Raw genomic sequence first — 15,283 nt, forward strand, 5'->3', positions numbered from 1 at the left:
TCGCGGGGATGAAGACCTACAGGTGTGTCCGCAGGAAACTATCGATCTTCTCGACGGCGGGCTCGACGAATTCCGGCTTGTCGTAGAAGTCGAAGTGGGTGCCTCCCTCGACGAGGTAGAGCTCCTTGGGCTCGTTGGCCTTTTCGTAGGCCGCCTGGCTCTGCGGGAGCGTTTCGGCTCGGGAGCCGGCGATCAGGAGCAGAGGCGTGGGCGCCAGCAACGGGATGATGTCCAGCGCGGAGAACTGCAGCATCTTGTCGAACGACCACACCAGGGTCTCGTTCTTCCAGTGGGGATCGGGGTTGCGGTCGGTCAGGTAGTACTGCTTGCCGTTCTCCACCCATTCACTCTGCTCGCCCGGCGGCATGAACGGCACGTACTGCGCATCGCCACCCGCGGCGTACGCCTCGCGGGCGCTTTGCGCGAAGGCCATCAGGTCGTGCCAATCACCGGCGAATCCGTCGGTGAGGGTGCTGCGCAGGTCCGGGAGTCCGCTGACCGTGGCCACCGCCTTGATCCGCCGGTCCGCGACGGCCGTGTAAGGCACGAAGCCGCCGCCACCGCAGATGCCCAGGGCCGCGATCCGGCTTCGGTCGACCTCCTCGCGACTGGTGAGGAAGGTGACTGCGTTCTTGATGTCTTCGGATTTGGCGAAGGGGTTCTCGTCGCTGCGTGGTGTGCCTTCGCTCTCGCCGTAGGTGGAGTGGTCGAAAGCCAGCGCGACGTAACCCAGCCGCACCAGGCGCCGGGCGTACGCCGCCGGGGTCTGCTCCTTCGTTCCGGAGGAGGCTCCGACCACCGCCACGGCCGGTCGCCGTTGATCGGCGGAGCGGCCGTCCGGCAGGTACAGGTGGCCAGCGAGCTTGCGTCCGTCGCTGAGGAAGGTGATGTCCTGGCGCATGGAAATGTCTCTCATTCAGGTGAACGGCGATGGATTCGGCCTGTTCTCACCGTCGGCCCCGACCGGGGAAACGAGCCAGGGCCGAACGGTTCCTGGGAAAGTTTTGTCCCTGGCAAGCCGCCGGCCGCATGCGACGATGTGACTATGAGCGCTACCAGCGGGGAACTCGGCGCGTTCCTGCGGACCCGCCGGGCGGAACTGAACCCCGAGCAGATGGGGCTGCCCGCGGTCGGTGGCCGACGCCGCGTGCCCGGTCTGCGGCGCGAGGAGGTCGCCCAGCTCGCCATGATCAGCACCGATTACTACACGCGGTTGGAGCAGGGGCGGCTGACCGGAGCGTCCACCGCGGTGCTGGACGCCCTCGCCGACGCCCTGCGCCTCGACGACAACGAGAGAAGCTACCTGTACCAGCTCACGAACAAGAAGGTGAGGCGGCGGACCGCTCCGGTCGAGCACGTGTGGCCGCAGACGCAACTCCTGCTCGACAACCTGGTCGACACTCCGGCGATGGTGCTCGGCCGGTGCTTCGACGTGCTCGCCTGGAATACCTTGGCGGCCGCGTTGTTCATCGATTTCGATCAGGTGCCGCAGCACCACCGCAATTATCTGCGACTGCTGTTCCTCCATTCCGACGTCCGCAGCCGCTACGAAGACTGGCGCGGCATCGCCCGCACGTGCGTGGCCTTCCTCCGCATGGCCGTCGTGGAACGCCCGGCTGACCCGCGGCTGGCCGAGGTGGTCGCCGACCTGTCCGTCCACGACCCGGACTTCCGGACCTGGTGGGCCGAACGCAACGTCGACTACCAGACCTTCGGAACCAAGTCGCTACGGCACCCGCTCGCCGGTGCGTTCACCCTGGACTGGCAGCTGCTGCGGTCAGCGCACGACGACGGCCAGACCATCTTCGTCATGACGGCGCCGGCGGAGACCCGGTCCCAGGAGGCGATCCGGTTTCTCGCCGCATGGACCGACCCGTCACCCGCCAATCCCCTTGCCGCACGGTGAAACGGTCGGTGCTCGGCGAGTTTTCGGGCATCGGGACCCGTGCGTGGAAAAACATCTGCTCGATCTCCGGGCGCAGGGCGATCTTGGCGATGGGGAGGATCCACGGGTAGTTCGCGTACCTGTCGCGGGTGGCGACACCTGTCCCGTCACTAGACTGGGGCGATGCCACGATGGGAGCCTGATGCACGCCAGCGGCTGGTCACGGCCGCGCTGCAGCTGTTCTCCGAGCAGACCTACGACAAGACCACCGTCGGGGAGATCGCCGATCGGGCGGGGCTGACCAAGAGCACGTTCTTCCGGCATTTCCCCGACAAGCGCGAAGTGCTCACCGCCGGGCAGGAGACCCTCGCCAGGCTTTTCACGGCCGGGATCGCCGCGGCGCCGGCGGAAGCGACACCGCTGACGGCCGTCGAACAGGGGCTCGCGGAGGCGGCCGCGGCGATGACGCCGTTCAACCGGGAACTCGGGCCGCGTCTGGAAGCTGTCATCGCGACCAGCGCCGAGCTGCGGGAACGCGACCAGCTCAAGCACGTCGGCCTCGCCGCGTCGATGGCCGAGGCGCTGCGGGCCCGTGGCGTCTCGGAAACCGTCGCGGCCCTCGCGGCCGAAGTGGGCATGCTCGCGTTCAAGGAGGCCTATGCCGAGTGGGTTCGGGCCGAAAACCACGAAGGTCTCGCCGAACTCCTGCGCGCGGTGATGTCACGACTCCGGCGGGCGATCACCGAACTCGGCTGAACCTTCGGGCGCCTGCGAAGGTGACGTCCGCGCACAGCCGGTCCTGCGCAAACGCCTCGGCGCCCGATTCACCGAATCGGGCGCCGAGGCGGAAAACCGGGGTCAGGACGGGGATCAGGCAGCGCCGCCGGTGAGCTGGCCGATCTCGACCGGGCCGTTGATGTCGGTGGGCCACGCGATGCTGAACGGGATGCCGGTGGTGGAGTTGGCCATCGTGAAGGTCGCCTGGATGGACGGCGCACCGGAGTCCTGCGCGACCGGCGAGTGCAGGTCGACCTGGGCCGGGTGGGTGTCGTCGAGCAGCACCTGGTGGTTCTGCGAACCGGTGGTGTAGTTGCTCAGGCCGAGGTCCGAGCCGCCGGCGTCGTGGAACACCAGATCCTGCGGCAGGCCGGTGAGCAGGCACTGCGTGCCCGGCGTGGTCGTGCGGAACTCGATGACGAAGTTGGCGGTGTCCGCGGAGTTCGACGGAACCTCCTTGGCGAACGCCGAGACCTGGCCCGGCTGGCAGGTGTTGGTGTCCGACGGGTTCGCCGAGGCCGCCCCGGCGCCCATCAGCAGCCCGCTCGCCGCGATGGCCGCGGTGGCGCCCGCCATGGTCAGAACCTTGGTGTACTTCAGCATGTCGTTCTCCTCGTTGAGTCTCGTCTGGTTAAACGATCATCTCGTTTGCCTTCACCGTGTTAGATGTTTACCGGGCCGGTGAAGATGCGTGCGGATGGAATCAATCACCCCGACGCAACCTTGATCGAACTCGGTTTTTCGGTCTGTCCTAAGCGAACAGCCGGTCGTTACCGGTGGCCAGCCGGTGGGTGGAGCCGTGCCGGCTCACCCAGTCGCGGACGAGGCCGATGGCCTTGGCGCACTCCGGGGTGTCGGCGTAGTCCTTCAGCCCGGTGCTTTCGCCGTACCCGGCGATGATGCCGTCCACCTGGCCCGCGTCGAGCAACTGGTCCACATAGGACTTGTCGTTGAGGGTGGAGGTCCAGGAGAACGTCGCACGGAGCTTGCCGGCGGCCCGGTCCTTGGCGCCCAGCTTCAGTTCCGCGCAGGTGTTGTAACCGGCCTCGGCGCAGTTGCCGAAACCCTTCCCGATGTTCGAGTCCCCGTAGTCCATCGCCCGCTGACGCTCGGGGAAACCCTTGGCGTAGGCGTCCTCGACGGTCTTGAGCGAGCCGGTCACCGTCATGCCCTCCATCGGGCCGAGCTTGCCCTGCAGGCTCTGCCAGCCCCGACCGCCGATCTCACCCGGCTTGTAACCGAAGAACCCGTACATCACCTGGATGCCGGCCCTGGTCAGCCGCTGCGCCTGGTCGTGCAGACCGGCCACGCTGCACGCGCGGTTCTGCTGCTCGGCGCAGTAGTCCGGGTCCTTGATGTCCAGCCAGACCAGGCTCAGCTTGTGGCCGGGCCCGGACTGGGCGATGGCGCGATCGATCCAGCTGCTCAGGGCCGGGCCTTCCCGGTTGGTGCCGGCGCAGTCGTGGTGCGCCCGCCATTCGTCCGGCTTCGACCAGCCGCACAGGTCCACTTCGATGCCGTTGGCCCCGTGCTTGATCGCCGCGTTCACCCCGTCGAGGGTGTCCACCCGGTGCGCGATCGCGTACACCGGCCGTTGCCCGGCGGCCTCCGATGCGTCCGCTGTGGACACGTTCGCGGCGCCGACGAGGCCGATTCCGGCCAGCGCCACACAAGATCATCTGCTTCGCCTGTCCTGCCGCCGCATTGTGGCGGGAGAAAAGAAGTTCTGCCCGAACGTCTCGGATCGGGAACCTGGCGCGGGGCCGTCGCTCAGCCCGCCGTGACGTTTCGGCGGGTGCGCTCGTGCAGGGCGATGCCGGCGGAAACGGAGACGTTCAGCGACTCCGCCGAGGTGATCATCGGGATCGACACCGAGGTGGACGGGATGCCGCGGAAGCCGTCCGAGGTGCCGGTCTTCTCGCTGCCGAAGAGCAGGGCCAGTCGCTCGTCCTGCTTACCGAGGTCGTCGACGGCCAGGTCGCCGTCCGCGTCGAAGATCATCAGCGACAGGCCGCTGTCACGGATGTGCTCGATCGCCTCTTCGCGCGTGGCGAGCACGATGGGCAGGGAGAACACGTAACCGCGGCTGGCCCTGATCAGCCGCCGGTCGGCGATGCTGCCCAGGTCGCTGTCGACCAGGACGATTCCCGCGGCGCCGAGCGCGAAAGAAGTCCGCACGATGGCGCCGATGTTGCCGACGATCTTCACACCGTCGAGGACGACGACGTCGCCCGCCCGCTTCTTGACGTCCTCGAAATTGCCCGGCCGGGGAACACGCGCGATACCGAAGATCTTCGGTTTCCGCTCGCCTTTGAACAGGTGGTTGACGACCGTGCTGTCCATCAGCCGGACCGGGATGTCCCGCTCCGCGCAGGCCGCCAGCAGATCGGCCGGCACGGGGACGCTTTCGGTCCCGTACACCTCGATGAACCCCAGCCCCGCGCCGATGCACTGCAGGAGCGGCTCGGCGTCCTCGATCAGCGTCGTCTTGATGCTGGACCGCGACGGCTTGGTGACGTCGAGAATCCGCTGCACCGCGGGGTCGGACTTCTCCGTGATGATTTCCAGCTCGGTCATGACCGGCAGTGTATTCGCGCTGACCGCCGCCTCCTTTCGCGGCGCGAGCGGCCGGCGGCCGTCCCGGGCGCTCCGGTCGAGACCAGGACCACACGATCGGGTCGTGACGATCTCGCGTCGCCTGGGTCTATCCGGTGTGGAGGAAGGCAAGGCCTCCCGCCGACAGCCAGACCGGACCTGAGGAGAAGTCATGACCGACACGGCCACGAAGAGCACGATTTCCGCTGGTGAGATGGAGAAGTCGGGCACCGGCGCGCTGACCTCGTCGCACGGTGCGACGACCATCGCCGACACCGTTGTGCAGAAGGTCGCCGGCCTGGCCACGCGCGAGGTCCCCGGCGTGTACGACCTGGGTGGCGGCGCCGCCCGCGCGTTCAGCGCCATCCGTGAGCGCATCCCGGGCGCGTCCGCCTCGGCCGGCCAGGGCGTCTCCGTCGAGGTGGGGGAGAAGCAGGCCGCGGTCGACCTGCAGATCCTGGTGGAGTACGGCGTCTCCATCGCCGACCTCTCACGCTCGGTTCGCCGCAACGTGATCGGCGCCGTCGAGCAGATGACCGGGCTCGAGGTCGTCGAGGTCAACATCAACGTCTCCGACGTGCACATCCCCGGTGAGGGCGACGACGCCGAGGAGTCCGGCTCGCCCGCCACCGGCCGGGTGCAGTGAGCACCGGCGTCCTCGTGGATGCCGACCACCTCGCCACCGCCGTGCTGGCCCTGCCCGGGGTCGCCGGCCTGCACGGCGGCCGGTTCGGCGAGATCTCGACGTTCCTGCCCGGCCGCCGTGTGCGCGGCGTCCGGATCCGCGACGACGTGGTCACGATCGGCGTCGTCGCCCGTGACGCCGCCGCGGTGCCACGGCTCGGGGACGAGGTCCGCGCGGCGCTCGGCCCGCTCGGGCGACCCGTGGACGTGTGGGTCGGCGACATCGCCGTCCCGGCGGTCCCCGCCGCTTCGCTTCGGCACACCACCCGTGAGGAGAAAAAGTCGTGAACTCGACCCAACTGGGGCTGCTGACCGGCCTCGCGCTCGGCCTCGCCGCCGCGTTCGGCGGCTTCGGCGCCTTCCTGCTCGTGCTCGTCCTCGGCGCGCTCGGCCTGCTGGCCGGCCGGTTCCTCGACGGCAAGCTCGACCTGTCCCACCTGACCGGCCGCGACAGGGGCTGACCCGTGACCACCACGACCTTGCCCACCGCAAGCATGGTCGACGACCGCGGCGCGCTCCTGATCAGCGACCGCACGGTGGAGCGCATCGCCACGCAGGCGGTGACCGAAATCGACGGCGTCGGGGGCTCCGCAGCGCGGATGCTGGGCGTCGCCGTCGGCGGTGAGGACCTTGACCAGCCGGCCAAGGTGACCGCGCAGGTCCGCGACGGCACCGTGACGCTCGACGTCCGGCTCTCCATCAGCTACCCGCTGTCGGTCGCGAAGACCACGGAGGCCGCGCGCGAGCACCTGCGGCGCCGGACCACGGAGCTGACCGGGCTCGCGGTGTCCCACGTCGACATCACCGTCACCGCGCTCCACACCAGCGCCGCCGAACCGAGGAGGGTGTTGTGAAACGTCGCCCCCGGCGCAGTGCGCCGGCCACGCTGGCCGCGCTGGTGATCCTGGCCGTGTGCGTGCTCGCCGCGGCCGTCTCGATCCAGCTCATCGTCGGCGAGAAGCCGTGGATCAGCTACGCGGCGGTGACCGGCTGGCTGCACGGCCAGCGCTGGACCGACCAGATCCCGGCCATCGTGGGCGGGGTGGCGGCGCTGCTCGGCCTGGTCCTGCTGCTCGCCGCGGTCCTGCCGGGGCGGGCGACCGTGCTGCCGCTGCGCGGTGACCTCGACTCCGGGGCCTCGCGGCGCAGCTACCGGTCCACGCTGCGCGTTGCGGCGTCCACTGTGGACGGTGTCAGTGGCGCGAAGCTGAAGCTCGGGGGACGCCGGGTGAAGGCCGTGGTGACGACGGCCCGCGGCAACACCGACGGGCTCACCGACGCCGTGCGCACCGCTGTCGAGCAGCGCGTCGGCCAGATCGACCCCGCCACCCCGCCGGCCGTGAAGGTCCGGCTCAAGACCTCCGGGAGCGCGTCGTGACCGACCTCAACCGCCCGGCCCGGCTCAACCGCGGCCTGCTCGTGGTGCTGGGACTGGTGCTGCTCGCCGCCGGCGGGTTCGCCGTCGCGACGCACTTCCGGAAGCTCACGCTGCTGCGGCCGGACTCGCCGCTGATCCCCGGCACCGGCCTGCCGCCCACCTGGGTGCTGTACGTGGTGGCCGCGGCCGCGATCGTGCTCGGGCTGCTGACGCTGCGGTGGCTCGCCGCCCAGCTCACCCGCAAGCCCCGTTCGCAGGTGTGGCGCTTCGAGACCGACCCGGCCGAGGGAACGACGGCGCTCGCGGCGAGCGTGGCCGTCGAGCCGTTCGTCGCGGAACTCGCCGCCTGCCCCGGGGTGCACGACGCCCACGCGACGCTGGCCGGTCCGCTCACCGCGCCGCGCCTGGCGGCGGTGCTGAGCGTCGACCAGGACGGCGACCTGCCGGAGATCCGCCGGGAACTCGAGTCGACGGTGCTGCCGCGCCTGCGTCAGGCCCTCGACCTGGACGAACTGCCGGTGACGCTGGAGTTCCGGTTCTCGACGAAGACCCGTACCGCTCGTATCGCCTGAACGGCTCGTGAGTGTTTATGACGGTTAGAACCGTCATAAACACTCACGAGTCTTTTGTCAGTGGACGCGCGGCGGGCGGCGGCGCTTGCGGCGGCGCGTCGATACGGCGTCCACGATCCGGCCGAGGCCCCGGCGCTTGGTGACGAAGACGATGTCGTCGCGCGGGGCCTCTCGGCGCGCGTGGAACCGCGCCAGCTCGGCCGCGAACGTGTCCGGGTCGCCGCCGAAGTCCGGGTGGTGGGCGCGCACGAGGCGGCGGTAGGCCGACTTCTCGGCCGCCGACCAGTCCCGGCCGGGCCCTTCCTCGCTCATCACGTCCCCCTGCGTTCCACCGGCCTTCGATGGTAAGCGCTCAGCGGCCGCGACGGTGCCGGCAGTCCGAAAAGTCCGTCAAGGCCTCCTTACCCGCGTCCGACGCGGGTAAGGAGGCCTTGACGGACTACGCCCGGAGCGCGTCACTCGAAAGTGGTCGAAGACTTGACCCATCCACCCCGCCGGCAGTGCCGAATCCCTGCCGAGAGAACACCGCGGCGTCGGAAGAACTGCGATGTCCCAAGCGCTTCACCCCCGAGTCTGTCCACTGTGAACGGAGAATTCCCGTGAAGTCCCTGCGTATCGCTGGTCTTGGCGTCACCGCTGTCGCCGCCCTTGCCCTGTCCGCCTGCGGTAGCGGCACCGACAGCGGGTCGTCGGCGAGCAGCAGCGCCCCGGCCCCGTCCTCCTCGATGCAGGCCCCGATGCCGGGCGCCTCCGACGCGTCCGGTGGCGTGACCACCAACGCCGACGTGTTCGGCCCGGCCTGCTCGCAGCTGCCGCAGGGCAGCGCCGCCGGCTCGCTGGACTCGATGGGCCCGCAGCCGGTCGCGTCCGCCGCCTCGACCAACCCGCTGCTGACCAAGCTGGTCGCCGCGGTCAAGGCCACCGACCTGGTCGACACGCTCAACAGCCAGCCCGCCATCACCGTCTTCGCCCCGGCTGACCCCGCGTTCGCGGCTCTGGGCGACGCGAAGTTCACCGAGCTGGCCCAGAACCCGACCCAGCTGGCGCCGATCCTGCAGTACCACGTCCTGGCCAAGCGCTACGACGCCAAGGGCCTGGCCGCGGCCGGCGGCTCGGTCACCTCGCTCGACACCGCGGGCGGCCCGCTCAAGATCGAGGGCACCGGCGAGAACATGACCGTCAACGGCGCCAAGATCCTCTGCGGCAACATCCCCACCAAGAACGCCACCGTTTTTGTCATCGACAAGGTCCTCACCCCGGGAACCAACAAGAACTGAACAACCCCCGGTACCAAGCCCGCCGCCTGGCCTCACCAGCCACGCGGCGGGCTTTTCCCTTTCTGGGTGGTGAATTCGGCGATTCGGTCACGCCTTGTCGTGGCGCGTGCGACCAAGCCGGTGAGTGTGTTGCTCTGATCGGGGGGAAATGGCGGGCGAATAACCGTCCCCATCGACGACTGCGAGTCGAACCCGTTGTCGCACAACGTAATTATCAGTGGTGGCGTGGTATGCGGCCGCTTTGGCGGTAGGCGGTGCTCCTCACCGGGGGAGTTGTCGGTGGGGCTAATATCCTGGTCCCGTCATCGAGACTTTGGAGCGGCGAGTACGACCAGTGCCGGACCGAGAGGCGAAAACGCGTTTTTCGTACTGTCTCCCCACCTATCGGACGCGAGGACTTGAAGCCATGTCGGAACTACTGCCCGCACACCACGCGCAGCCGCGCAGGACCGCCGCACCGGCCGCGCTCGCGGTGCCGGTGACGGCGGTTGCCGTCGGTGCGCTGTGGGTGTGGGTGACGCTCGCGGTGCCCGGGGGCGTGCGGGTGCTCGTCGCGATCGCGGGCGCCGTGACCTGGCTTTTGCTGTGCGGCGCGGTTTTCTTCGCGACGCGCGGCGCGGCCCGGCTCGAGCAGGCCGAGGACCGCGTCCGCCGGGCCGAGGAGGACGCGCGGGCGGCGCAGGCCCGGGCCGGCCTGTCCGACGCCGACCTGTCCCACCTGGTGGACCAGACCATGCCCGCCGTCGTCGCCCGGCTGCGCGACGGCGCGACGGCCGCCACCGTGTTCGGCTCGATGCCGCGGCCCGAGCACGACGCGCACGAGCGGATCGTGCGGATGCTGGTCGAGGAGGTCGCGATCGGCGAACGGCGCCGGGCGGCGGCCACCGCGGCCTGCGCGAACGCCGCCGGCCGGGTGCAGGCGCTGACCACCAGCATCCTCGCCGACCTGCGCGAGATCGAGAACCACTGCGCCGAGAACATGCTCGGTGACGTGCTGAAGGTCGACCACAGCACGGCGCAGGCCGGACGGCTCGCCGACTCGATCGCGGTGCTCACCGGGGCCCGCTCCGGCCGCCGCTGGGCCAAGCCGATCCGGATGGAGAGCATCCTGCGCGGCGCGATGGGCCGGATCGGCGCGTACCAGCGGGTCCGCGTCCACTCCACCAGCGGCGCGGCGATCGCCGGCTACGCGGCCGAGGACGTCATGCACGCGCTGGCCGAGCTGATGGACAACGCGACCAAGTTCTCCGCGCCGTCGGAGGAGGTCCACGTGTACGTCGAGGACCTGCACAACGGCGCCGTGATCACCATCGAAGACGGCGGGCTCGGCATGAAGCCGCAGGCGCTGGTCCGCGCCGAGAAGGCCGTCGCGTTGCACGAGCCGCTGGACCTGACGTCGCTGTCGGGCACCCGGCTCGGCCTCGCCGTCGTCGGCCAGCTCGGCCGCAAGCACCAGCTGCACGTGTTCTTCCGGCCGTCGTCCCGTGGCGGGATCGGCGTGGTCATGCGGATCCCGAACCACCTGATCACGCAGCCGCGGCCGGAGCCGCTGCCCGAGCTCACGCCGCGGCGCGAGGAGCTGGTGGCCGCCGGCGCGAGCCGCACCGTCTGGCCGGAGGAGCCGCTGCCCATCGAGTCCGGCGCGCTGCCGAAGCGCCCGCGCGGCCAGACGCTGGCCGCGTCGTCACGTCCGCCGCTCACGCCTTCGCCCGGCCCGCGGCAGTCGCGCCCGAACGGCGACAGCGGCGCGCGGTTCGGCGCCTTCCAGCAGAGCCGCACCCGCAAGGCCGCTCCCGATTCCCCCACTCCCGATTCCCCAGAGCAGCAGCCCGGCGCGGAAGACGGCGACTGATGCCCGTCTCCCCACTGCCGAACCGGATCCCCCAGATTGGAGTGAGGGGGCAGGAGCCGACCGGCACCGCCCCCGGATTCTCGATGAACGCCCAGAACCCGAACCTCGAATGGCTGCTGGAGAACCTCGTCGGCAACACCCACGGCGCGGTGCACGCGCTGGTGCTGTCCAAGGACGGCCTGAAGCTCTGCCACACCGCCGGGCTCACCGTCGACAAGGCCGACCAGCTGGCCGCGATCGCCGCCGGCGTGCAGGCCCTGTCCCACGGCGCGTCCGCGGAGTTCGGTGACGGCAGCGGCGGCGTCCGCAACTCGATGACGGAGTTCCACGGCGGGATCCTGTTCATCGTCGAGGCCGGCGTCGGCGCGCACCTCGCGGTGATCGCCGCCGAGGACGCCGACGTCGGCCTGGTCGGGCACAACATGGACGAGCTGGTCGAGCAGATCGGCGCCTTCCTCACCGCCGCGCCCCGTTACGCCCCGGCCGGTCCGACGGCATGATCCGCCGCGCAGTCGAGGAGGAGGACCCCGACCGGCTCTACACGGTCACCGGCGGCCGCAGCCGCGCCGACGACGTCGAGCTGGACCTGGTCACGCTCATCGTGACCGAGTCCGCGCCGTCGGCCGGGATGCAGTCCGAGCACGTGCGGATCCTGCGGATCGCCGAACGGCCGACGTCGGTCGTGGAGATCTCCTCCGAGCTCGCGCTGCCGGTGAGCGTGGTCAAGATCCTGCTCACGGACCTGCTCGACAGCGGCCGCGTCTCGGCCCGGCACCCGTCGTCGGCCACGGCGGGCGTTTCCATCCCCGACTCCGAATTCCTCAAGAAGGTGCTCGTTGGACTCCGCAATCTCTGAACGCACGGCCCGCACCCCGCTGGCCGCCACGGCGGCGGACGGCCTCAAGATCGTGATCGTCGGCGGGTTCGGTGTCGGCAAGACGACGATGGTCCGCTCGGTCAGCGAGATCCGGCCGCTGAGCACCGAGGAGACGATGACGCAGGCCGGCATCGGCATCGACCATCCCGGGGCCCGGCCGGCGAAGACCACCACCACCGTCGCGTTCGACTTCGGCCGGATCAGCCTCGACGAGCGGATGGTGCTGTACCTGTTCGGCGCGCCGGGGCAGGAGCGGTTCTGGTTCCTCTGGGACCGGCTGTTCTCCGGCACGCTCGGCGCCGTGGTGCTCGTCGACACCCGCCGGCTCGAGGACTCCTGGTACGCGATCGACCGGCTCGAGCACCACGGCACGCCGTTCATCGTGGCGCGCAACAACTTCGAGCGCCCGACCCACGACCTCAACGACGTCCGCGGCGCGCTGGACCTGTCCGCCGACGTTCCGCTGATCGACTGCGACGCGCGCCGCCGCGACTCCTCGAAGAACGTGCTGATCGCGCTCGTCGACCACCTCTACTCGCTGTCCACCGCCCGGGAGAACCAGCCGTGACCGATTTCCAGCCCGTGACCGGTTTCCAGCACAACCCCGTGGCCGACCTGGCGTCCACGGACGACTTCGTGAAGCTGTACGGGACGCAGTTCCAGGAGGACCCGGCGACCCTGTACGCGCAGATCCGGCAGCAGCACGGCGGCGTCGCCCCGGTGCTGCTCGACGGCGACGTGCCCGCGTGGCTGGTCATCGGCTACCGCGAGATCCACCAGGTGACCAGCGACAACCTGCTCTACCAGCGCGACACCCGGCGCTGGAACCAGTGGGACAACGTGCCCGAGGACTGGCCGCTGCTGCCTTACGTCGCCTACAACCCGTCGGTCATGTTCACCGAGGCGCTGGAGCACCGCCGCCGCGCGGGCGCGATCGGTGACGCGCTTTCGGCGGTGGACCAGTTCGACCTGCGCTCGCACTGCGAGCGGATCGCGGACCGGCTGATCGACACCTTCGCCGGCAGCGGCGAGGCGGACCTGATCGCGCAGTTCGCCATGCAGATCCCGCTGCTCGCGATCGCCAAGATGTACGGCATGCCGGAGGCGGACACCCCGGCGCTGGTGCGCGACGTCGCGATCTCGCTCGACGTCGGCCCGGACGCGATCCCCGCGTACGTCCGCGTGCAGGAGGCGATGGGACGGCTGCTGGCCGGCAAGCACCAGCAGCCCGGCGCGGACGTGCCGTCGCACATGATGCAGCACCCGGCGCAGCTCACCGACGCGGAGATCATCCAGGACCTGCTGGTGGTCACGGCCGCGGCGCAGCAGCCGACCGCGAACTGGATCGGCAACACGATCCGGCTGATGCTGACCGACGACCGGTTCGCGATGACGCTGTCGGGCGGGCGCGGGAGCGTCGGCGAGGCCCTCAACGAGGTGCTCTGGCACGACACCCCGACGCAGAACTTCATCGGCCGCTTCGCGACGCGCGACACCCAGCTCGGCGGCCGCCGCGTCCGCGCGGGCGACCTGCTGGTGCTCGGCCTGGCCGCCGCGAACGCCGACCCGCACGTGCGCCCGGACCTGGCCGGCGGCGCGCTGGGCAACCACGCGCACATGTCGTTCGGGCACGGCGAGCACGGCTGCCCGCACCCCGCGCCCGAGGTCGCCGAGGTGATCGCCAGGACCACCGTCGAGGTGCTGCTGGACCGGCTGCCCGACCTCTCGCTGTCCGTGCCGGTGGAAAGCCTGGTGTGGCGGCCGTCGATGTGGATGCGCGGGCTGGAGTCCCTGCCGGTCACCTTCACACCGACTTACGTGGCCAGCCCGGCGTAAGGACTCGTGAGTGTTTATGACGGTTAGAACCGTCATAAACACTCACGAGGGTTTCAGTTGGCGGTGAACCGGACCGGCAGCGAAGCCGGGCCACGGGTGAACACACCCTTTTCGACCGGCGCGGCGCCCTCGTCCAGGCGCAGGTCGGGCATGGCGTCGAGCAGCTGCGCGACACCCACCTCGATCTCCGACTTGGCCAGCAGCGCGCCGACGCAGAAGTGCCGTCCCAGCGCGAAGGACAGGTGGCTCGCCGCCGCGGAGAACGCCGTCTCGGTCGGCAGGTCGCCGCGGAAGATGTCGAACGCGTCCGGGTTCGAGAACCGCCGCGGGTCGCGGTTGGCCGCGCCGATCAGGCAGGTCACGGTGCTGCCCGCGCGGATCGGCTGCCCGGCGATCTCGATGTCCTCGGCCGGCTGGCGCATGATCATGTGCACCGGCGGCGTGTGGCGCAGCGTCTCGGCGAACGCCTTCGGGATCAGGCTGTGGTCGCCCCGGACCGCGTCCAGCTGGTCGGGGTGGGCGAGCAGGTTCCGGAACAGGCTGGCGATGGCCTTGTCGGTCGTCTCGCCGCCGGCGGCGAGCAGCAGGCTGCAGAACGCCTTGATGTCCTCGTCGCTCATCGAGGTGCCGTCGACCTCGGCCGCGCAGAGCGTGGAAAGCAGGTCTTCGCCGAGGTTTTCCCGCCGCTGCCGGATGATCGGGATCAGGTAGGCGGACAGCTCCTCGCGCGTGCGCACCCCGGCCGCGGCGACTTCGGGGTCCTGGCTGAGGTTTCCGAGGAAGCCGATGATCGACGTGTACCAAATCTGAAAACGCTCGTGGTCGCTCTGGTCGAGGCCCAGCATGTCGACGATCACGTTGATCGGGAAGTGCCGCGCGTAGTCCGCGACCAGGTCGGCGTGCCCGCGGTGGCGGAACCCGTCGATCAGCTGCTGCGAGTTGCGCTTGATCACCGGCAGGAACTTCTGCTCCAGCTCGTTGCCGCGGAACGCGGGGACGACCAGCGCCCGGCGGATCGAGTGCTCGCGCCCGCTCATCTGCAGGATCGTGCGCCCGTGCGCGGGCTCCAGCTGCCAGCCGTAGTTGTCGGTGGTGAAAACGGGTTCGCGGAACGCCCTGGCCACGTCGTCGTACCGGGAAACGATGTAGCTCTGCATGCCTTCGTGCCAGATCAGCGGCTCGTCCTCGAGCATGATGTCGTACGCGGCATACGGATCGGCTGCGAATTCTGGGGAAAGAATGTCCGGCGCGTGACGGGCCGTGGTCATGGAGCTCCCTCGCTCGGGCGGTGGAGCAGCCAGGTTATCGATGGGGGTTGCTGCCGCGGGAGAAGTTCAAGCCATCGGACCAACACACTGGTCCAGGTGGATTACGGGGTTCGGGGCCGGGGTTTGCCGTCAGTGGTCGCCGGGGCGCCGACGCTCACCCGAGCGGGGGCAGGTCACGTACCGGCGTCGAGCGAGTGACGGTCCGACGCCAAGGTGGGCGGGAGGATAACAGCAGGCCCGGTCCTGACGACTTGCCGACATCAGCGAACGAGAGCGAGGCCG

At 69.9% G+C, this 15,283-nt stretch carries 20 protein-coding genes; 14 read left to right on the forward strand and 6 right to left on the reverse strand.

What is annotated here, in order from left to right; translation table 11 throughout:
- Nucleotides 1-16: 16 nt before the first annotated feature.
- Entirely contained in the window at nt 17-916 is a 900-nt protein-coding gene (locus OG943_RS39015; RefSeq protein ID WP_328605930.1) for an alpha/beta hydrolase, read from the reverse strand.
- Nucleotides 917-1,045: 129 nt separating this feature from the next.
- Here OG943_RS39015 and OG943_RS39020 point away from each other — a divergent pair, with 129 nt between their 5' ends.
- Both OG943_RS39020 and OG943_RS39025 read left to right on the forward strand, forming a co-directional pair.
- Nucleotides 1,046-1,906, forward strand: a complete 861-nt coding sequence (locus tag OG943_RS39020) for a helix-turn-helix transcriptional regulator (RefSeq protein WP_328605931.1) — start codon at nt 1,046-1,048, stop codon at nt 1,904-1,906.
- A 162-nt stretch (nt 1,907-2,068) separates the two neighbouring features.
- Nucleotides 2,069-2,641: a TetR/AcrR family transcriptional regulator gene (locus OG943_RS39025; protein WP_328605932.1), complete on the forward strand. Its 573-nt coding sequence runs from the start codon at nt 2,069-2,071 to the stop codon at nt 2,639-2,641.
- A gap of 114 nt (nt 2,642-2,755) precedes the next feature.
- On the opposite strand, the gene OG943_RS39030 is transcribed toward OG943_RS39025, so the two are convergent.
- The 3 genes from OG943_RS39030 to nshR all read right to left on the reverse strand — a co-directional run bounded on the left by OG943_RS39030 (nt 2,756) and on the right by nshR (nt 5,239).
- A complete protein-coding gene (locus tag OG943_RS39030) occupies nt 2,756-3,265 on the reverse strand; it encodes a hypothetical protein (protein WP_328605933.1) in 510 nt (169 codons plus the stop codon).
- Nucleotides 3,266-3,413: 148 nt separating this feature from the next.
- Complete coding sequence (locus tag OG943_RS39035; RefSeq protein ID WP_328605934.1) at nt 3,414-4,331, reverse strand: hypothetical protein; 918 nt, start codon at nt 4,329-4,331, stop codon at nt 3,414-3,416.
- Between the two features lie 101 nt (nt 4,332-4,432).
- Nucleotides 4,433-5,239, reverse strand: coding sequence for an NshR/TsnR family 23S rRNA methyltransferase (nshR, locus tag OG943_RS39040; protein WP_328605935.1), 807 nt, complete (start codon nt 5,237-5,239; stop codon nt 4,433-4,435).
- Nucleotides 5,240-5,429: 190 nt separating this feature from the next.
- Here nshR and OG943_RS39045 point away from each other — a divergent pair, with 190 nt between their 5' ends.
- From OG943_RS39045 to OG943_RS39070, 6 genes are read left to right on the forward strand one after another with little or no spacing between them, the layout of a single operon-like run.
- The gene (locus tag OG943_RS39045; RefSeq protein WP_328605936.1) at nt 5,430-5,903 is read left to right on the forward strand and encodes an Asp23/Gls24 family envelope stress response protein; all 474 of its coding nucleotides are present in this window, start codon (nt 5,430-5,432) and stop codon (nt 5,901-5,903) included.
- Nucleotides 5,900-6,229 (forward strand): hypothetical protein, encoded by a 330-nt coding sequence (locus OG943_RS39050; protein WP_328605937.1) that lies wholly within the window; start codon nt 5,900-5,902, stop codon nt 6,227-6,229. The genes OG943_RS39045 and OG943_RS39050 overlap by 4 nt, the downstream gene beginning before the upstream one ends.
- Entirely contained in the window at nt 6,226-6,402 is a 177-nt protein-coding gene (locus tag OG943_RS39055; protein ID WP_091629582.1) for a hypothetical protein, read from the forward strand. Before OG943_RS39050 ends, OG943_RS39055 begins: the two co-directional genes overlap by 4 nt.
- 33 nt (nt 6,403-6,435) lie before the next feature.
- Nucleotides 6,436-6,795: an Asp23/Gls24 family envelope stress response protein gene (locus OG943_RS39060; protein ID WP_328612265.1), complete on the forward strand. Its 360-nt coding sequence runs from the start codon at nt 6,436-6,438 to the stop codon at nt 6,793-6,795.
- Nucleotides 6,792-7,319, forward strand: a complete 528-nt coding sequence (locus OG943_RS39065; protein WP_328605938.1) for a DUF6286 domain-containing protein — start codon at nt 6,792-6,794, stop codon at nt 7,317-7,319. Before OG943_RS39060 ends, OG943_RS39065 begins: the two co-directional genes overlap by 4 nt.
- A complete protein-coding gene (locus tag OG943_RS39070; RefSeq protein ID WP_328605939.1) occupies nt 7,316-7,891 on the forward strand; it encodes an alkaline shock response membrane anchor protein AmaP in 576 nt (191 codons plus the stop codon). Before OG943_RS39065 ends, OG943_RS39070 begins: the two co-directional genes overlap by 4 nt.
- Nucleotides 7,892-7,948: 57 nt before the next feature.
- Here OG943_RS39070 and OG943_RS39075 read toward each other — a convergent pair whose 3' ends face one another.
- A complete protein-coding gene (locus OG943_RS39075) occupies nt 7,949-8,203 on the reverse strand; it encodes a hypothetical protein (RefSeq protein ID WP_328605940.1) in 255 nt (84 codons plus the stop codon).
- Between the two features lie 287 nt (nt 8,204-8,490).
- On the opposite strand from OG943_RS39075, the gene OG943_RS39080 reads away from it, so the two are divergent.
- The 6 genes from OG943_RS39080 (at nt 8,491) to OG943_RS39105 (ending at nt 13,733) form a co-directional block, all read left to right on the forward strand.
- Nucleotides 8,491-9,168: a fasciclin domain-containing protein gene (locus OG943_RS39080; protein WP_328605941.1), complete on the forward strand. Its 678-nt coding sequence runs from the start codon at nt 8,491-8,493 to the stop codon at nt 9,166-9,168.
- Nucleotides 9,169-9,574: 406 nt separating this feature from the next.
- The gene (locus OG943_RS39085; protein WP_328605942.1) at nt 9,575-11,020 is read left to right on the forward strand and encodes an ATP-binding protein; all 1,446 of its coding nucleotides are present in this window, start codon (nt 9,575-9,577) and stop codon (nt 11,018-11,020) included.
- Between the two features lie 83 nt (nt 11,021-11,103).
- Nucleotides 11,104-11,520 carry a roadblock/LC7 domain-containing protein gene (locus tag OG943_RS39090; protein ID WP_328605943.1) on the forward strand — a complete coding sequence of 139 codons (417 nt, stop codon included), beginning with the start codon at nt 11,104-11,106 and terminating at the stop codon, nt 11,518-11,520.
- Nucleotides 11,517-11,876, forward strand: coding sequence for a DUF742 domain-containing protein (locus OG943_RS39095; RefSeq protein WP_328605944.1), 360 nt, complete (start codon nt 11,517-11,519; stop codon nt 11,874-11,876). The genes OG943_RS39090 and OG943_RS39095 overlap by 4 nt, the downstream gene beginning before the upstream one ends.
- Nucleotides 11,877-11,928: 52 nt before the next feature.
- Nucleotides 11,929-12,465 carry a GTP-binding protein gene (locus OG943_RS39100; protein ID WP_328612266.1) on the forward strand — a complete coding sequence of 179 codons (537 nt, stop codon included), beginning with the start codon at nt 11,929-11,931 and terminating at the stop codon, nt 12,463-12,465.
- A 38-nt stretch (nt 12,466-12,503) separates the two neighbouring features.
- Nucleotides 12,504-13,733 carry a cytochrome P450 gene (locus tag OG943_RS39105; protein WP_328612267.1) on the forward strand — a complete coding sequence of 410 codons (1,230 nt, stop codon included), beginning with the start codon at nt 12,504-12,506 and terminating at the stop codon, nt 13,731-13,733.
- 53 nt (nt 13,734-13,786) lie between these two features.
- Here the strand turns inward: OG943_RS39105 and OG943_RS39110 are convergent, their stop codons facing one another.
- The gene (locus OG943_RS39110) at nt 13,787-15,001 is read right to left on the reverse strand and encodes a cytochrome P450 (protein ID WP_328605945.1); all 1,215 of its coding nucleotides are present in this window, start codon (nt 14,999-15,001) and stop codon (nt 13,787-13,789) included.
- Nucleotides 15,002-15,283 lie beyond the last annotated feature (282 nt).

Source organism: Amycolatopsis sp. NBC_00345 (assembly GCF_036116635.1).
Classification (GTDB): domain Bacteria; phylum Actinomycetota; class Actinomycetes; order Mycobacteriales; family Pseudonocardiaceae; genus Amycolatopsis.

What these genes read in the sequence shown, in the direction of transcription:
- OG943_RS39015 (WP_328605930.1), bottom strand. Translation starts at nt 916, where the DNA reads ATGAGAGACATTTCCATGCGCCAGGACATCACCTTCCTCAGCGACGGA.
- OG943_RS39020 (WP_328605931.1), top strand. Translation starts at nt 1,046, where the DNA reads ATGAGCGCTACCAGCGGGGAACTCGGCGCGTTCCTGCGGACCCGCCGG.
- OG943_RS39025 (WP_328605932.1), top strand. Translation starts at nt 2,069, where the DNA reads ATGCCACGATGGGAGCCTGATGCACGCCAGCGGCTGGTCACGGCCGCG.
- OG943_RS39030 (WP_328605933.1), bottom strand. Translation starts at nt 3,265, where the DNA reads ATGCTGAAGTACACCAAGGTTCTGACCATGGCGGGCGCCACCGCGGCC.
- nshR (WP_328605935.1), bottom strand. Translation starts at nt 5,239, where the DNA reads ATGACCGAGCTGGAAATCATCACGGAGAAGTCCGACCCCGCGGTGCAG.
- OG943_RS39045 (WP_328605936.1), top strand. Translation starts at nt 5,430, where the DNA reads ATGACCGACACGGCCACGAAGAGCACGATTTCCGCTGGTGAGATGGAG.
- OG943_RS39060 (WP_328612265.1), top strand. Translation starts at nt 6,436, where the DNA reads ATGGTCGACGACCGCGGCGCGCTCCTGATCAGCGACCGCACGGTGGAG.
- OG943_RS39075 (WP_328605940.1), bottom strand. Translation starts at nt 8,203, where the DNA reads ATGAGCGAGGAAGGGCCCGGCCGGGACTGGTCGGCGGCCGAGAAGTCG.
- OG943_RS39085 (WP_328605942.1), top strand. Translation starts at nt 9,575, where the DNA reads ATGTCGGAACTACTGCCCGCACACCACGCGCAGCCGCGCAGGACCGCC.
- OG943_RS39090 (WP_328605943.1), top strand. Translation starts at nt 11,104, where the DNA reads ATGAACGCCCAGAACCCGAACCTCGAATGGCTGCTGGAGAACCTCGTC.
- OG943_RS39095 (WP_328605944.1), top strand. Translation starts at nt 11,517, where the DNA reads ATGATCCGCCGCGCAGTCGAGGAGGAGGACCCCGACCGGCTCTACACG.
- OG943_RS39110 (WP_328605945.1), bottom strand. Translation starts at nt 15,001, where the DNA reads ATGACCACGGCCCGTCACGCGCCGGACATTCTTTCCCCAGAATTCGCA.